The following is a 15,410-nucleotide window of genomic DNA, read 5'->3' as shown; positions in this document are numbered from 1 at the left end:
CGGCCGATGCACGTCTTGCTGTTCGGCTTCCTGTTCTGCCTGGTGGCGGGGGTGCCGATTGCCTTTGCGCTGACCTTCGGCGCGCTGATGTTCTTCCTGCTGGAGCCGACCTTGTCGGTGATGGTGTTCGCCCAGCAGGTCGCCGCCGGCTCCGATCACTTCGTCATGCTGGCAGTGCCGTTCTTCATCCTGGCCGGGATGGTCATGGAGTGCAACGGCATGTCGTCGCGCCTGATCGAGCTGCTGCTGCGCATGTTCGGTCGCTTGCGCGGCGGCCTGAACCTGATCATGGTGACGGCGATGGCGTTCTTCTCGGGCGTGTCGGGATCCAAGCTGGCCGACGTCGCGGCGGTGGGCGGCATCCTGATGCCGGCGGTGCGCCAGACCAGACAGAATCCGAACGAAGCCGCCGGTTTGCTGGCGGCCTCGGCCATCATGGCGGAAACCATCCCGCCCTGCATCAACATGATCATCCTCGGTTTCGTCGCCAACCTGTCGATCGGCGGGCTGTTCCTGGCGGGGATACTGCCGGCGCTGGCGATGGCGATCGCGCTGTGCATCATGGCGTACTACACCGGCCGCAAGGTCGACGTCAGCGTGGTGTTCATCAAGCCGCGCCCGATGGGCAAGCTGATCGGCGGCGCGCTGGTCGGGCTGATCATGATCGTGATGATCGGCAAGGGCGTCGCCTCGGGGGTTGCGACTTCGACCGAAATCTCGTCGTTCGCCGTGGTGTACGCCATCGTGGTCGGCTGGCTGGCGTTCCGCGAGCTCAACCGCAAGGTGCTGGTCAAGCTGTTCGTCGATGCGGCCTCGATGTCGGGCATGGTGCTGTTCATCGTGGCCGCCGCCAGCAGCGTGGCGTACGCGCTGACGGTGGAGCAGATTCCGCACGCGCTGGCCGAGCTGATGGTGAGCCTGGCGCACGACTACGGCAGCTGGATGTTCATCCTGATTTCGGTGCTGGCGCTGATCCTGTTCGGCGCCGTGCTGGAAGGCGCGCCGGCGCTGATCATCTTCGGGCCGCTGCTGACGCCGATTGCGGTGCAGCTTGGCTACAATCCGCTGCATTTCGCCATCATCCTGGTGATTTCGATGGGCATCGGCCTGTTCTCGCCGCCGTTCGGGCTGGGCATGTACGCGACGTGCGCGATTGCGCAGGTGCGCCTGCAGGACGTGGTAAAACCTTATCTGAAGTATCTGGCGATCCTGCTGGTCACGCTGGTGGTGATCATCGTCTGGCCGGATCTGAGTTTGTGGCTGCCGCGCCGTTTCGGTTTCTCCTGATGGTTTGACGGGGACCCAGGCCTGAAAAATTTTCAAGGATTTTCAACCAGCGAGGTTCGCTTGCGGACGCGCTTTCATCATCAAGTACGCTATGGACAAGCAAAAAGATACACAAAAAATCAAGGCCGCGGCCGCATTGCTGCTGGCTGCCCGCAACCATGAAGTCGCGCTCGGACGCCTTCCCGACGAATACGTTCCGGTCGACGCCGCCGAAGCCTACGCGGTGCAGGACCAGGTATCCGAAGCGCTGGGACCGGTCGGCGGTTGGAAGGTCGGCGCCAAGGCGCCGGGCGCCCAGCCCAGCTGCGCACCGATGCCGGCGCGGTTCATCTTTGCCGCGCCTTATCATTTTTTCGATCTGCTGACCGCCGGGTCGCGGGGCATCGAAGTCGAGATCGCGCTGCGCATGAAGCACGACCTGCCGCCGCGCAGCACGCCCTACAGCGAAGCGGAAGTGGTGGCGGCGGTGGCCACGGTGCATCCGGCGATCGAGCTGGTGTCGTCGCGCTATACCGAATATCCGGCCGCCAACCCATTGGCGGGACTGGCCGACGCGCTCAGCAATTGCGCGTTCATCTACGGTCCGGGCCGCAGCGACCTCGGCCAGATCGACCAGAGCATCCAGCACGCCGAGCTGTATTTCAACGGCCTGGAAGTCGCCAGGACCGTCGGCGGCAATCCGGTGGTCGACATCTGGCCGCTGGTGACCTGGCTGGTCAATCATCTGTGCGAGCGTTGCGGCGGGATCAAGGCGGGCCAGTTCGTGACCACGGGGTCGTGCACGGGCCTGCTGTTCGCCGACAAGGGCAGCAGCGTCAACGCCCTGCTGCAAAACATCGGCAAGGTCGACATTTCCTTCGCGCAGGCGTGAGTGCAGGCAGAGGGCCGGTTCGGCTGCTGAACGTGATTGCGTAGCGTGTGAGTAAGTGAGTGAGGGTAGGGCGGGGAGAGGAGAAAGACCGGCGATCCGGCGCTCAGGATCGCGGCGAAAAACAATGTATTTGAATGCCGTGAACTCCAGGTTCACAGCATTCAAATCGAACAATTATTTCTTCTTCTTGTTCACTGCTTCTTTGAACGACTTACCAGCGGAGAACTTCACTGTAGTTGCAGCAGCGATCTTGATCTCTTCGCCAGTTTGTGGGTTACGGCCGGTACGAGCAGCGCGCTTGCCTGTGGAGAAAGAACCGAAACCGACCAGTTGCACTGTGTCGCCCTTGGTAACTGCCTTGATGATGTTTTCAACGACGGAGTCCAGGGCACGTTGTGCAGCAGCCTTCGAGATTTCAGTATCAGCAGCGATTGCATCGACCAATTCGGATTTGTTCACTTTAAAATTCCTTTCACTGTTAAGGTGCCGAGATTTTAGCATTGGAATGCGCCTACTCCGCAAGCCCCATCTGATGTTTAATTGAATTGTCGCGATCTATTTCATGCGAATTTCATCGGATTGAAAGAAACGCGATGCGCACTGGATGTTTTTTCGCGTTTGCATTTCCGTTTTTCGTCGCCGCGAACTTTTCCAGGCGCTGTTTTTTTGAGGCATACTGCGGCAGCCGAAAAATTCCGGCGATGTTCCGGTACGTTTTTTTCGTGTTCGCCTGCGTTGATGTTTTTTGATTGCCTGCAAAATCCCTTCCCTGGCCGCTTAGTTGTTTACAGACCGGCCTCCCCTCCAGAACCCGTGCGGAATTCGAGATAAACACATGTGTATATCTCAAGTGGTACATTCAATTAATTTCCTAAGTCCTTAATTCTGGACGAAAAAGCGCTTTCGGATGCATTTTAAGTAAGTGCGCTAAGTCTTTGACTTTATTAAACAAATCCCTGTTTTCACCCCTGAATATCGCTTGACCTGTATTAGTGCATCCTCTAAAGTGGGCGGCAGTGTGAAAAAGTGTTTTTTTGTGGGGCATTTTCGGATTCCTTGCATCGGAACGCTGGTTTCAAGCATGCCAACAGCGACAGCAAAAAGGGTCAAACACAGTGTTTCAGGGCGCGTCATCAATCAATCTCGATGCCAAAGGACGGATGTCCATTCCGGCCAGGCACCGTGACGCCCTCGCGGTTCAGTGCGAAGGGCGGGTCACCCTGACGCGTCATCCGCACGGCTGCTTGCTGTTTTTCCCGCGCCCGACCTGGGAAAGCCATCGTGAACAGATTGCCGCCTGGCCGATGTCGGCACGCGCCTGGCAGCGGGTTTTCCTCGGCAACGCCTCCGACGTCGAGATCGATTCGGCCGGCCGCATCCTGATCGCGCCGGAATTGCGCGCGGCAGTGGGCCTTGAACGCGACGTCATGCTGCTGGGCATGGGCAGTCATTTTGAAATCTGGGATGCCGCCAAGCTGGCCGAGAACGAATCGGAAGCTGTTGCCGCAGGCATGCCGGACGTGTTGAGCAACTTTTCCTTCTGACGGCGCGACGCGATGACTTTGCAATCGGTGCCCGATTTGCAGCACCGCACGGTGCTGTTGGATGAAGCGGTAGATGCCCTGGCGATCGAAGGCGGGCGCGCCGACGGCGTCTATCTGGACGGCACCTTCGGCCGCGGCGGCCACAGCCGCAAGATCCTTGAGCGCCTGAGCGCGCGCGGACGCCTGATTGCATTCGACAAGGATCCGATGGCGATCGCCACGGCGCAGACCATTGCCGATCCGCGTTTTGCGATCGTGCATGACAGTTTTGCCACGCTCGATGAAGCGTTGGCGCAGCACGGCGTGACGCAGGTCGACGGCGTGTTGATGGATTTGGGTATTTCTTCGCCGCAGGTGGACGACGCGGCGCGGGGTTTCAGTTTCAGGTTCGATGGCCCGCTGGACATGCGCATGGATACCACGCGCGGCGTGTCGGCAGCGGAGTGGCTGGCAACGGCGGACGAACAGACGATAGCAAAGGTGATACGAGAATATGGGGAAGAACGGTTTGCTCTTCAGATTGCAAAGACGATTGTTGCTCGCCGGGCAGTCGAGCCAATTTCAACCACACGACAGCTTGCCGCGCTCGTGGCACAAGCGGTCAAAACCCGCGAGAAAGGCAAAGACCCGGCCACTCGTACCTTTCAGGCTGTACGGATTTTCGTCAATCAAGAGCTTGAAGAACTCGAGATAGGGCTGGAAAAAGCATTTCGGCAGATGGCGCAGTATGGGAGATTGGTTGTGATCAGCTTTCACTCGTTGGAAGATCGCATCGTCAAGCAGTTCATGGCATCCAAAGCCCATGTGCCGCAGCCTGACCGCCGCCTGCCGATTCGTGCGGTCGACCTGCCGCAGCCGCTCGGAAAACTCCATCCGCGCATCAAGCCGAGCGACGCTGAAGTCGCCGCCAATCCACGCGCACGCTCCGCCGTGATGCGCTCCCTCGAACGCACCGTCGAGGCCGGATCATGACCGGCCGCCTGAGCTTCGCCGTCACCGTGTTGCTGGTGCTGTGCGCGCTGTCGCTGGTGAACGCCCAATATCAGGCGCGCCGTCTGTTCATCGAGCTGGAACGCGCGCAATCCGCCGCGCGCCAGCTCGACATCGACTGGGCGCAACTGCAGCTGGACCAATCCACGCTGGGCAAGAATTCCCGCATTGAAGCACTGGCGCGGCGCGATCTCAACATGGTCGCGCTCACGCCGGAGCGAACGCAGTATCTGACGGTGAGGGGCAAATGACCCGCATGCCGCCCCGCACCAACGTCGCCGGAGGGCGCGTCGCCGCCTCGCGCGGCGTTGCCTTTTCTGCCAGTCCGGTCTTGCAGGTCAAGATGCCGGCCTGGCGTTCGCGCGTGGTGCTGTTCGTGCTGTTCATGGCTTTCCTGACGCTGGCCGGGCGCGCTTTGTGGCTGCAGGGCATGTCCACTGATTTCCTGCAGAAGCAGGGCGCGTCGCGCTACGCGCGTAATTCCAGGTTGCCGGCCACGCGCGGCAAGATCACCGACCGCAACGGCCAGGTGCTGGCCTCGTCGGTGCCGGTCAAGGCGATCTGGGCGATTCCCGACGACGTCCAGGAAGCGCCCAGGGACAAGCTGCGCGAATTGGCCAAATTGCTCGGCATGAGCGACGCCGAACTGCGCAAGAAACTCGATTCCGATCGCAACTTCGTCTATCTGAAGCGCCAGGTCGAGCAGGACATCGCCGACAAGATCGTCAAGCTCGGCATCGCCGGCATCGAGACGCGCAAGGAATACAAGCGCTTTTATCCCGAAGGTGAAGTCATGGCCCACGTCGTGGGCTTTACCAATGTGGAAGACGCCGGGCAGGACGGCATGGAACTCGGCTCGCAGAAGACCCTGGCCGGCGTGACCGGCAGCCGGCGCGTCATCAAGGACCGCCTCGGCCGCATCGTCGAAGACATCGAAGCCGTGCGCGAGCCGCACGACGGCAAGGATTTGACGCTGTCCATCGATAGCAAAATCCAGTACATCGCCTTCACGCAACTGAAAGACGCGGTCGAAAAGAACAAGGCCAAGGCCGGCGGCATCATCGTCGTCGACGCGCGCACCGGCGAAGTGCTGGCGCTGGCCAACCTGCCGACCTATAACCCCAACGACCGCTCGGTGCTGACCGGCGCACAGCTGCGCAATCGCGTGCTGACCGACACATTCGAGCCGGGTTCGACGCTCAAGCCGTTTACCGTGGCGCTGGCGTTGGATACGCATCGCGTCACTCCATCGACGGTGTTCCAGACGTCGCCAGGAAAAATGACCATCGGCACCGCCACCATCGGCGACTCGCACGCGCACGGGCCGCTGACGGTCGCGCAGATCATCGAAAAATCCTCCAACATCGGCACCGCCAAGATCGCGCTCGAAATGCCGGCGCAGGAAATGTGGGAAATGTTCACCAACGTCGGCCTCGGCCAGCAACCGAAATTCGGCTTCCCGGGTGCGGTTGCCGGCCGTGTGCGTCCTTATAAAGCATGGCGTCCGATCGAACAGGCGACGATGAGCTACGGTCACGGCATCTCGGTCTCGCTGATCCAGCTGGCGCATGCCTATACGATTTTTGCCCGCAACGGCGACCTGATCCCCTTGTCGTTTACCAAGGTCAACGATTCGCCGATCGGCCAGCGCGTGATCTCTGAAAACACCGCGCTGCAAATGCGCCGCATGCTGGAAACCGTGGTGGCGCCGGGCGGCACAGCACCGCAGGCGCAAGTGCCCGGCTATCGCGTTGGTGGCAAGACCGGCACCGCATACAAGATCGAGGGCGGCAAGTACGTGAAGAAATACGTGTCTTCGTTTGTCGGCATCGCGCCGATGTCCGATCCGCGCCTGATCATCGCCGTGATGCTGGATGAGCCCAGCGCCGGCAGTCACTTTGGCGGCACCGTCGCCGGTCCCGTCTTTGCCAACGTGACGGCCAATGCCTTGCGTGCGCTCAATGTCGCACCGGATTCCAGCGTGACCAACATCATCATTCCAAAAGACGCCTTAGAGGAGAGCATGTAATGCCTGCGACCATGCTTTCCGCGCAAAAAATCGTGACCTGGCTGGAGGGCGTCGCCGTTGCCGGCGCCAACCTGACCGCGGATTCACGTCGAGTGCAGGCCGGCGACATCTTCTTCGCTTATCCCGGCGACAGCGCCGACGGTCGCCGCTACATAGCCAATGCCGTTGAGCGCGGCGCCGCTGGGGTGGTATATGAAGAGGCCGGACACGATTGGGAAGACAAGCCGGACGACGTGCCGCATCTGGGCGTGCGCGGACTCAAGCATCTGGCCGGCTTCGCCGCCAATGCCTATTACAAGCAGCCGGACCGGGAAATGTTTACCGTCGCCGTCACCGGCACCAACGGCAAGACCTCGTGCTCGTACTGGCTCGGCATGGCGCTGTCGCGTCTGCAAGGCGCCTCTGCATCTGCTGCGCCGGCTGCCGTGGTCGGCACGCTTGGCGTGGGCATGTTCCAGGACGGCAAGCCGCATGCCTTTGACGTGACCGGCTACACCACGCCGGATGCGGTGCTGTTGCAACGCAAATTGTCCGATCTGCGCACGGCGCGGGCGTCGGTGCTGGCGATCGAAGCATCCTCGATCGGCCTCGACCAGGGCCGCATGAACGGCCTGCATGTGGACGTTGCGCTGTTCACCAATTTCACGCGCGACCATCTCGATTACCACGGCGACATGATCGCCTACGAAGCAGCCAAGATTCAGCTGTTCGATTCGCCCGGCCTGCAGCATGCCGTCATCAATCTGGATGACCAGATGGGACAGCGGCTGATCCCGTATGTGCAAGCCAAGAACATTCCGATCATCGGTTACTCGCTGGGCGACGCCAGCGTGGATGCCTCGCTGGAAAGCGTGCCCGTGCTGCGCGCTTCGGCGATCCGCAGCACCAGCGTCGGCACCAGTTTCCACATCGAGTCGCCATTCGGCGCCGGTCAGGTCAAGACGCAACTGGTGGGACAATTCAATGTCAGCAACGTGCTCGGCATCCTCGGCGTGATGCTGGCCAAGGGCACCGCCTGGGATGCTGCGCTGGCAGTGATCGGTACGTTGACGGCGGTGCCTGGACGCATGCAGCAGTTCGGCGGCCAGGAAGTGCCGCTGATCGTGATCGACTACGCCCACACGCCGGATGCGCTCGAAAAGACCTTGCTGGCTTTGCGCCAGGTTGCCAATCAGCGCGGCGGAGAACTGTGGTGCGTGTTCGGTTGCGGCGGCGATCGCGATCCGGGCAAGCGTCCACAAATGGGCGCGGTTTCCGAGCTCGCCGACCACGTCATCCTGACCAGCGACAACCCGCGCAGCGAAGATCCGCAAGCCATCATCGACCAGATCCGCGCCGGCATGAGCCGCGTCGAACCCGTGGTGCTGCCGGACCGTGCCGGCGCCATCCTGTGGGCGATCCGCCATGCCACCAAGGCGGACGTGGTGCTGCTGGCCGGCAAGGGGCATGAGACCTTCCAGGAAATCGCCGGCAAGAAATATCCCTTCCTCGACGCCGACCACGTCGCGCTGGCATTGGCTGCGCGCGCCACGATGATGGGAGGCGCGTGATGCAGACGACGCTTGAACAATTGAAGCAGTGGCTGGACGGCGCGACCGTGCACAACGACGCTGGTGCATTGGCTGACGTGTCCATCAACGGCGCCACCACCGACAGCCGCGCAGTTGTGCCCGGCAACCTGTTCATCGCCTTGCGCGGCGAACGTTTCGACGCCCATGATTTCCTCGACGCGGTGGCTGCCCAAGGCGCTGCCGCGGTGGTGGTCGAGCGTGTTCCGGCCGGCTTGAAAATACCCGCCATCGTCGTGTCCGACACCCGCGTCGCGCTGGGCCGGATTGCACGTCACTGGCGCCAGCAATTCAAGTTGCCGCTGATCGCCGTGACCGGCAGCAACGGCAAGACCACGGTCAAGGAAATGATCGCCTCGATTCTCGCGGCTGATTTCGGCGAGGACCGCAGCATGGCCACGCGCGGCAACTTCAACAATGAAATCGGCGTACCGCTGACGCTGTTCCGTCTGCAGCCGCAACACCAGGCAGCCGTGGTCGAGCTCGGCATGAACCATCCCGGCGAGATCGCCGTGTTGGCTGAAATTGCGCGGCCGACGCTGGCGCTGGTCAACAACGCGCAGCGCGAGCATCAGGAATTCATGGCGACCGTCGAGGCTGTCGCGCGCGAGAATGGCGCCGTGTTTGCCGCCTTGCCGGCCGACGGCATCGCCGTGTTCCCGGCGGAAGACGACTACGCCTGGGTCTGGCGCGAGATCGCCGGCGCACGTCCGGTCATCAGCTTCGGCCTGAATCCGGATGCCAACGTCAGCGCAACGTATCAGGTCCGCGAGTTCGGCAGCGCCATCGCCGTCAACGCCGACATTGACGGTCGCTCGCAACAATTCGGCATCAAGCTCGCCGCCGTCGGCGAGCACAACGTGCGCAATGCGCTGGCCGCAACCGCATGTGCTCTGGGCGCGGGCATCGCCGTCGCCGCCATCGTGCGCGGGCTGGAAGCATTCGCGCCGGTCAACGGTCGCCTGCAACGCAAGGCCGCCGCCAGCGGCGCGCTGGTGATCGACGACACCTACAACGCCAATCCGGATTCGGTGCGCGCGGCCATCGACGTGCTGGCGCAAACCGTCGCACCGCGTGTCCTGGCGCTGGGCGACATGGGCGAGGTCGGCAACGAAGGTCCCAAATTCCACCGCGAAATCGGCGCCTATGCGCGCGCACGCGGCATCGAGCATTTCTTCGGTTTCGGCGACGCCATGCGCGACGCCATCGAGGCATACAACAGCGCGCCGGGAGCAGCATTTCCGGCACGCCATTTCGACACCGTCGACGCCATCGGCGCCGCAACCCGGGAGGTTGCCGTCGCCGCCGCGACGGTGTTGGTAAAAGGTTCGCGTTTCATGAAGATGGAACGCGTTGTGCAGCATTTGGTCGGGGCGCAGCTGCAGACCGGGGCGCCACTTCACCAGGAGACTCATTAACATGCTGCTTTGGCTGGCTCAGAATTTTCAGCAGGATTTCAGTTTCCTGCGCGTCTTCAACTTCATCACCTTCCGCGCCGTGTTTGCGACGCTGACGGCGCTGCTGATCGGCCTCGTCGCCGGTCCGGCGGTCATCCGCATGCTGACCTTGCTCAAGGTCGGCCAGGCAGTACGCACCGACGGTCCGCAAACGCACCTGATCAAATCCGGCACGCCCACCATGGGCGGCGTGCTGATCCTGATCGGCATCGGCATTTCGACTCTGCTGTGGGCGGATCTCAGCAACCGTTTCGTCTGGATCGTGCTGATCGTGACGCTGGGCTTCGGCACCGTCGGCTGGGTGGACGATTACCGCAAGGTGGTCTACAAGGATCCGAACGGCATGCGTTCGCGTGAAAAGTATTTCTGGCAATCGCTGATCGGCCTGGTGGCGGCGTTTTACCTGGCGTTTTCGGTGTCCGAAGTCAGCAACATGAAGGTGCTGGATCTGTTCTTCGCCTGGGTGCAATCGGGCTTCAACCTCGACCTGCCGCCCAAGGCCGACCTGATCGTGCCGTTCTTCAAGACCGTCAGCTATCCGCTGGGCGTGTGGGGCTTCATCGCGCTGACCTATTTCGTCATCGTCGGCACCAGCAACGCGGTCAACCTGACCGACGGCCTCGATGGCCTGGCGATCATGCCGACCGTGCTGGTCGGCGGCGCATTGGGCATCTTTGCTTACCTGACCGGCAGCGCCAGCTACGCCAAATACTTGTTCATCCCGCACATTCCGGGCGCCGGTGAATTGCTGATTTTCTGCGGCGCGATGGCCGGCGCCGGACTGGCTTTCCTCTGGTACAACGCGTACCCCGCGCAAGTGTTCATGGGCGACGTCGGCGCACTCGCGCTGGGGGGCGCGCTCGGCACCATCGCCGTGATCGTGCGCCAGGAAATCGTGTTGTTCATCATGGGCGGCATCTTCGTGGTGGAAACCCTGTCGGTGATGATTCAGGTGGCTTACTTCAAGTTCACCAAGAAACGCTACGGCGTCGGCAAGCGCGTACTGCTGATGGCGCCGCTGCATCATCACTATGAACAAAAAGGCTGGAAAGAAACACAAGTCGTGGTGCGCTTCTGGATCATCACGATGATGCTGGTGCTGTTCGGTCTGTCGACGCTGAAGCTGCGCTGACCCGGGAGCCGGAAAAGATACGCGCCCCCTTGCCATGTGGCCAGGCGGCGCTTTTGTAGCAGGCAGATTTGAAGAAGTGAGTTTGGAAACAACAATGAACTATTCGGGCAAACACGTTCTGGTGCTCGGACTCGGTGAGTCCGGCCTGGCAATGGCGCGGTGGCTGGTCTACTGCGGCGCCAGCGTGCGCGTGGCCGATACCCGCGACGAGCAAGCCGTGGCCGAGCGCCTGGCGGCATTGCGCGCGGCGTCCGGCGATGTCGAATTCGTCGGCGGCCAGGCGCTGTCGGCCTCCTTGCTGGAGGGTGTCGACTTCGTCGCCGTCAGCCCCGGCCTGGCGCCCGAACGCGAACTGGCGGCCGTGTCCGCCGCCGCGAGCGAACGCAACATCCCGTTGTGGGGTGAAATGGAATTGTTCGCGCAAGCCCTGGCGGCGTTGCGCGAAGGACGAGCTTATGCACCGAAAGTGTTGGCGATCACCGGCACCAACGGCAAGACCACCGTCACCAGTCTGACCGGCATGCTGTGCCGTCGCGCAGGGTTGACGACCAAGGTCGCCGGCAACATCAGCCCGGCCGTGCTGGACGTCCTGCGCCAGGCGCTGATCGACGATGAAGCGCACGCCAAGGTGGTTGCCGAACAATTGAGGATCGAGCAAAAAGCTGCCGCCTTGCAGGCCGAAGCCGATGCGGTGGAGGCTGAGAAGCTGGCCGCAGAAGCGGCGCAACAAGCCGCCGCCGAAGCTGCACGAAAGGCAGCGGAAGAAGCCGAACTCGCCGCCGCTTCGGCGCAGCTGGAATTGCGCGAACAGGAAGAAGCCGCCGAATTGCAAGCTGCGATCGACGAAGCCGCAAATGAATTGAAAGAAGCGGACGCGTCGGCGACACAGGCAGCGCTGATCGGGGGCGACGCCGTGCTGAGCGTCGAGGCATCTGCCGATCCTGACGCGGCATCGGCCATGGTCGAAGGCGACGCACAGCAAGAGGCCATCGCCGATGCAGAGGTTCAAGCGGCGCAGGACGAATTCGAGCAAGAATCGGCCATGCCGGAAGTCGGACCTGTCGACGACGAAGACACCGCTCCGCTGCAATTGGAATTGCCGCCGCCCGAACCCGAAAAAGTCTACACAGGCATCCTGCCGCAAGCCTGGGTGCTGGAGTTGTCGAGCTTCCAGTTGCATTCGACGCACAGCCTGCAGCCCAGCGCTGCCACTGTGCTCAACTTGACCCAGGACCATCTCGACTGGCACGGCAGCATGGACGCCTATGCCGCCGACAAGGCCCGCATCTTCGGCCAGCACACCGTGCGCGTGCTCAACCGCGACGATCCGCTGGTCATGCAGATGACCAAGCCGGGCGCGACCGTTTCCAGTTTCGGCATGGGCGAACCGACCAGGGCCGGCGACTTCGGCCTGGTCGATGAAAACGGCATGCTGTGGCTGGCCAACGCCATGGCCATCGAAGACGAGGAAAAACCCGAAGGCCGCCGCCGCAAGAAGGATCCCAAGGAAGTGGTCGAGCAACCGTTTCTGCTCAAGCGCCTGATGCCGGCCGATGCCTTGCGCATTCGCGGCCTGCACAATGCGCTCAACGGCCTGGCCGCGCTCGCGCTGTGCCGCGCCGTCGACCTGCCGCTGGCGCCGCTGCTGCACGGCCTGCGCGAATACACCGGCGAGCCGCACCGCGTCGAGCTGGTCACGACCATTCAGGACGTGGAATATTACGACGACAGCAAGGGCACCAATGTCGGCGCCACCGTGGCCGCGCTCAATGGCCTCGGCCACGGCGGCAAACCGAATCGCCTGTTGCTGATCGCCGGCGGCGATGGCAAGGGGCAGGATTTCACGCCCTTGGCCGAACCGCTGTCGAAGTACGCTCGCGCGGTGTTCCTGATCGGTCGCGATGCGGGCGCCATCCGCAGCGCCGTCACCGACAGCGGAGTCGAACTGATCGACTGCGCGACGCTGGAAGAAGCCGTCGAAAAAGCCGGCGCCATGGCGCAGGGCGGCGACGCCGTGTTGCTGTCGCCGGCCTGCGCCAGTCTGGACATGTTCCGCAACTATGCGCATCGCGCCGAAGTCTTCGTCGACGCCGTGCGTGAATTGGCCCTGTCGCGCGGCGAGGTGATGTGATGAAACTGACGCTGCCCTCGATCACCGGCTGGTTCGGCGCCAAGGATGAACCTGGCGTGCGCGGCAATGCGCGCTCGGGCAGCAACAGCGGCAGCCTGAAAGGCATCAGCGGCATCGAGCAGCGTTCACGCATGATGGAGTACGACCAGCCGCTGGTATGGGTGGTGTTGCTGCTCATGCTGTTCGGCATGGTCATGGTGTATTCGGCGTCGATCGCCTTGCCCGACTCGCCCAAGTACGCGAACTACAAGACGGCGCATTTCCTGATCCGTCAGGCCATGTTCATCGGCGTCTCGCTGCTGGCCGGCCTGCTGGTGTTCCGCATCAAGATCGAGACCTGGCAAAAGCTGGCGCCGTATCTGTTTGTCGGCACGCTGATCCTGCTGGCGATGGTGTTGATCCCCGGCATCGGCAAGGGCGTCAACGGCGCCAAGCGCTGGCTGTCGTTCAAGGTATTCAATTTGCAGCCGTCGGAATTGATGAAGCTGTTCATCGTGCTGTATGCCGCCGACTACACGGTGCGCAAGCAGGAAGTGATGCACAAGCTGACCAAGGGCTTCATGCCAATGACCTTGGCGGTGGGCGTGGTCGGTTTGCTGTTGCTGCTGGAGCCCGACCTTGGCGCATTCGGCGTGATCGTCTGCATCGCCATGGGCATCCTGTTTTTGGGCGGCATCAACGGCGTCTGGTTTGGCGGCATCGGCGCCACGCTGGTCGGGATTTTTTCGCTGGTGATTGTGTTGTCGCCATGGCGGCGCGAGCGGATTTTTGCGTACATGAATCCATGGGTGGAAGAGAACGCGCTCGGCAAGGCCTATCAGTTGTCGCACTCGCTGATCGCCTTTGGTCGCGGCGAGCTGTTCGGCGTCGGCCTCGGCGGCAGCGTGGAAAAATTGCACTATCTGCCGGAAGCGCATACCGACTTCCTGCTGGCCGTGATTGGCGAAGAACTCGGGTTTGCCGGCGTGCTGGTGGTGGTGTTGCTGTTCTACTGGCTGATCAAGCATGCCTTCGAAATCGGCCGCCAGGCGATCGCGCTGGACCTGACGTTCGCCGGCCTGGTCGCCAAGGGCATCGGCATCTGGATCGGCGTGCAGACCTTCATCAACATGGGCGTGAACCTCGGCTTGCTGCCGACCAAGGGACTGACCTTGCCGCTGATGAGTTACGGCGGCTCGGGCGTGCTGATCAATTGCGTCGGCCTGGCGATCCTGCTGCGCATCGATTATGAAAACCGCATGTTGATGCGGGGAGGACGCTTATGACCTCCACAAGCAAGCGCCTCCTGATCATGGCAGCCGGCACCGGCGGGCATATCTTCCCGGGCCTGGCGATCGCGGACACCATGCGCGCACGCGGCTGGGAAGTGAGCTGGCTGGGGACCTCGCACGGCATGGAGCGCGATCTGGTGCCGAAACATGGCGTCGAGATGGATTCCATCGTCTTCGCGGGTCTGCGCGGCAAAGGTCTCGCGCATACCGTCAAGGGCGTGTGGCGAATGATTGCAAGCTTCGGCGCCTGCTACGGGATCATCGGCAAGCGCCGGCCCGACGTGGTGCTGGGCATGGGCGGTTACGTGACGGTGCCGGGCGGCGCGATGGCGCGTCTGCGCGGCGTGCCGCTGGCGTTGGTCAACGCCGACGCGGCCTTGCTGCTGTCGAACAAGATGCTGACGCCGCTGGCCGACAAGGTGTTGTTCGGCTTCCCTGCCGATTTCGGCAAGGCGGCCGCCAAGGCGGAAGTCACCGGCAATCCGGTGCGCAAGGAAATCCTGGCGCTGCCGCTGCCGGCGACGCGTTATGCCGGTCACGACGGTCCGCTGCGCATCCTGGTGGTGGGCGGCAGCCTGGGCGCGAAAGTATTGAATGAATGCGTGCCGGCCGCGCTGGCGAAACTGCCGCCGGATCAGCGTCCGCTGGTGACGCATCAGTCTGGCAAGCAGCATATCGATGCCTTGCGTGCGGCCTATGCGCAAGCGGGCGTGGAGGCGGAAGTGGTGGATTTCATCGACGACATGCCGCGCCGCTATGCCGACGCCGACCTGGTGATCTGCCGCGCCGGTGCGATCACGGTGTCGGAGCTGACCGCGGCCGGTGTGGCCAGCGTGCTGGTGCCTCTGGTGGCGTCGACCACTTCGCATCAGCGCGACAACGCCACATGGATGGCGCAGAACAAGGCGGCAGTGCATTTGCCGCAGACAGAGATGACGCCGGACAGCCTGGCGGCATTGCTGCAAGAAATGAATCGGCCTGCCTGCCTGCAAATGGCGCTGGCGGCATATGAACAAGGCAGGCGCAACGCCAACGAGGCGATTGCGCAGGTGCTGGAAAGACTGGTAAAGCAATGAAACATCGGGTTAAAAATATTCACTTCGTCGGCATTGGCGCCGAGCCGCGCGGTC

General features: G+C 62.3%; 14 protein-coding genes. 12 read left to right on the top strand and 2 right to left on the bottom strand.

The window, feature by feature from the left end:
- Together HLUSI_RS0120525 and HLUSI_RS0120520 are read left to right on the top strand one after the other, a co-directional pair.
- On the top strand, positions 1-1,287 hold a 1,287-nt coding region (locus tag HLUSI_RS0120525; RefSeq protein WP_029363825.1), incomplete at its 5' end, for a TRAP transporter large permease.
- Positions 1,288-1,378: 91 nt separating this feature from the next.
- A complete protein-coding gene (locus tag HLUSI_RS0120520; protein ID WP_016835731.1) occupies positions 1,379-2,158 on the top strand; it encodes a hypothetical protein in 780 nt (259 codons plus the stop codon).
- 174 nt (positions 2,159-2,332) lie between these two features.
- Here HLUSI_RS0120520 and HLUSI_RS0120515 read toward each other — a convergent pair whose 3' ends face one another.
- Together HLUSI_RS0120515 and HLUSI_RS32975 are read right to left on the bottom strand one after the other, a co-directional pair.
- Entirely contained in the window at positions 2,333-2,617 is a 285-nt protein-coding gene (locus tag HLUSI_RS0120515; protein ID WP_007880659.1) for an HU family DNA-binding protein, read from the bottom strand.
- Positions 2,618-2,729: 112 nt separating this feature from the next.
- Positions 2,730-3,017: a hypothetical protein gene (locus HLUSI_RS32975; RefSeq protein ID WP_238534052.1), complete on the bottom strand. Its 288-nt coding sequence runs from the start codon at positions 3,015-3,017 to the stop codon at positions 2,730-2,732.
- A 256-nt stretch (positions 3,018-3,273) separates the two neighbouring features.
- Here HLUSI_RS32975 and mraZ point away from each other — a divergent pair, with 256 nt between their 5' ends.
- The 10 genes from mraZ to murG all read left to right on the top strand — a co-directional run bounded on the left by mraZ (position 3,274) and on the right by murG (position 15,356).
- On the top strand, positions 3,274-3,702 hold the full coding sequence (mraZ, locus tag HLUSI_RS0120510; protein WP_029363824.1) for a division/cell wall cluster transcriptional repressor MraZ: 429 nt from the start codon (positions 3,274-3,276) through the stop codon (positions 3,700-3,702).
- Between the two features lie 12 nt (positions 3,703-3,714).
- On the top strand, positions 3,715-4,674 hold the full coding sequence (rsmH, locus tag HLUSI_RS0120505; protein ID WP_016835729.1) for a 16S rRNA (cytosine(1402)-N(4))-methyltransferase RsmH: 960 nt from the start codon (positions 3,715-3,717) through the stop codon (positions 4,672-4,674).
- The gene (gene ftsL / locus HLUSI_RS0120500) at positions 4,671-4,943 is read left to right on the top strand and encodes a cell division protein FtsL (RefSeq protein WP_016835728.1); all 273 of its coding nucleotides are present in this window, start codon (positions 4,671-4,673) and stop codon (positions 4,941-4,943) included. The genes rsmH and ftsL overlap by 4 nt, the downstream gene beginning before the upstream one ends.
- Positions 4,940-6,721, top strand: a complete 1,782-nt coding sequence (locus HLUSI_RS0120495; RefSeq protein WP_016835727.1) for a peptidoglycan D,D-transpeptidase FtsI family protein — start codon at positions 4,940-4,942, stop codon at positions 6,719-6,721. The genes ftsL and HLUSI_RS0120495 overlap by 4 nt, the downstream gene beginning before the upstream one ends.
- Positions 6,721-8,271 carry a UDP-N-acetylmuramoyl-L-alanyl-D-glutamate--2,6-diaminopimelate ligase gene (locus HLUSI_RS0120490; protein ID WP_016835726.1) on the top strand — a complete coding sequence of 517 codons (1,551 nt, stop codon included), beginning with the start codon at positions 6,721-6,723 and terminating at the stop codon, positions 8,269-8,271. The genes HLUSI_RS0120495 and HLUSI_RS0120490 overlap by 1 nt, the downstream gene beginning before the upstream one ends.
- Positions 8,271-9,707, top strand: a complete 1,437-nt coding sequence (locus tag HLUSI_RS0120485) for a UDP-N-acetylmuramoyl-tripeptide--D-alanyl-D-alanine ligase (RefSeq protein WP_040503730.1) — start codon at positions 8,271-8,273, stop codon at positions 9,705-9,707. The genes HLUSI_RS0120490 and HLUSI_RS0120485 overlap by 1 nt, the downstream gene beginning before the upstream one ends.
- 1 nt (position 9,708) lies before the next feature.
- Positions 9,709-10,878, top strand: a complete 1,170-nt coding sequence (mraY, locus tag HLUSI_RS0120480) for a phospho-N-acetylmuramoyl-pentapeptide-transferase (protein WP_016835724.1) — start codon at positions 9,709-9,711, stop codon at positions 10,876-10,878.
- A gap of 94 nt (positions 10,879-10,972) precedes the next feature.
- Positions 10,973-13,009 carry a UDP-N-acetylmuramoyl-L-alanine--D-glutamate ligase gene (gene murD, locus HLUSI_RS0120475; RefSeq protein ID WP_016835723.1) on the top strand — a complete coding sequence of 679 codons (2,037 nt, stop codon included), beginning with the start codon at positions 10,973-10,975 and terminating at the stop codon, positions 13,007-13,009.
- Complete coding sequence (ftsW, locus tag HLUSI_RS0120470; RefSeq protein ID WP_016835722.1) at positions 13,009-14,274, top strand: putative lipid II flippase FtsW; 1,266 nt, start codon at positions 13,009-13,011, stop codon at positions 14,272-14,274. The genes murD and ftsW overlap by 1 nt, the downstream gene beginning before the upstream one ends.
- On the top strand, positions 14,271-15,356 hold the full coding sequence (gene murG, locus HLUSI_RS0120465) for an undecaprenyldiphospho-muramoylpentapeptide beta-N-acetylglucosaminyltransferase (protein WP_016835721.1): 1,086 nt from the start codon (positions 14,271-14,273) through the stop codon (positions 15,354-15,356). Before ftsW ends, murG begins: the two co-directional genes overlap by 4 nt.
- The last annotated feature ends 54 nt before the right edge of the window (positions 15,357-15,410 follow it).

Source organism: Herbaspirillum lusitanum P6-12 (assembly GCF_000256565.1).
GTDB classification, from domain to species: domain Bacteria; phylum Pseudomonadota; class Gammaproteobacteria; order Burkholderiales; family Burkholderiaceae_D; genus Herbaspirillum; species Herbaspirillum lusitanum.
This window is presented reverse-complemented; position numbering and strand designations above follow the sequence as displayed.

Coding starts and splice junctions, on each gene's coding strand:
- HLUSI_RS0120520 (WP_016835731.1), top strand. CDS start 1,379: ATGGACAAGCAAAAAGATACACAAAAAATCAAGGCCGCGGCCGCATTG.
- HLUSI_RS32975 (WP_238534052.1), bottom strand. CDS start 3,017: ATGTACCACTTGAGATATACACATGTGTTTATCTCGAATTCCGCACGG.
- rsmH (WP_016835729.1), top strand. CDS start 3,715: ATGACTTTGCAATCGGTGCCCGATTTGCAGCACCGCACGGTGCTGTTG.
- ftsL (WP_016835728.1), top strand. CDS start 4,671: ATGACCGGCCGCCTGAGCTTCGCCGTCACCGTGTTGCTGGTGCTGTGC.
- HLUSI_RS0120495 (WP_016835727.1), top strand. CDS start 4,940: ATGACCCGCATGCCGCCCCGCACCAACGTCGCCGGAGGGCGCGTCGCC.
- HLUSI_RS0120490 (WP_016835726.1), top strand. CDS start 6,721: ATGCCTGCGACCATGCTTTCCGCGCAAAAAATCGTGACCTGGCTGGAG.
- HLUSI_RS0120485 (WP_040503730.1), top strand. CDS start 8,271: ATGCAGACGACGCTTGAACAATTGAAGCAGTGGCTGGACGGCGCGACC.
- mraY (WP_016835724.1), top strand. CDS start 9,709: ATGCTGCTTTGGCTGGCTCAGAATTTTCAGCAGGATTTCAGTTTCCTG.
- murD (WP_016835723.1), top strand. CDS start 10,973: ATGAACTATTCGGGCAAACACGTTCTGGTGCTCGGACTCGGTGAGTCC.
- ftsW (WP_016835722.1), top strand. CDS start 13,009: ATGAAACTGACGCTGCCCTCGATCACCGGCTGGTTCGGCGCCAAGGAT.
- murG (WP_016835721.1), top strand. CDS start 14,271: ATGACCTCCACAAGCAAGCGCCTCCTGATCATGGCAGCCGGCACCGGC.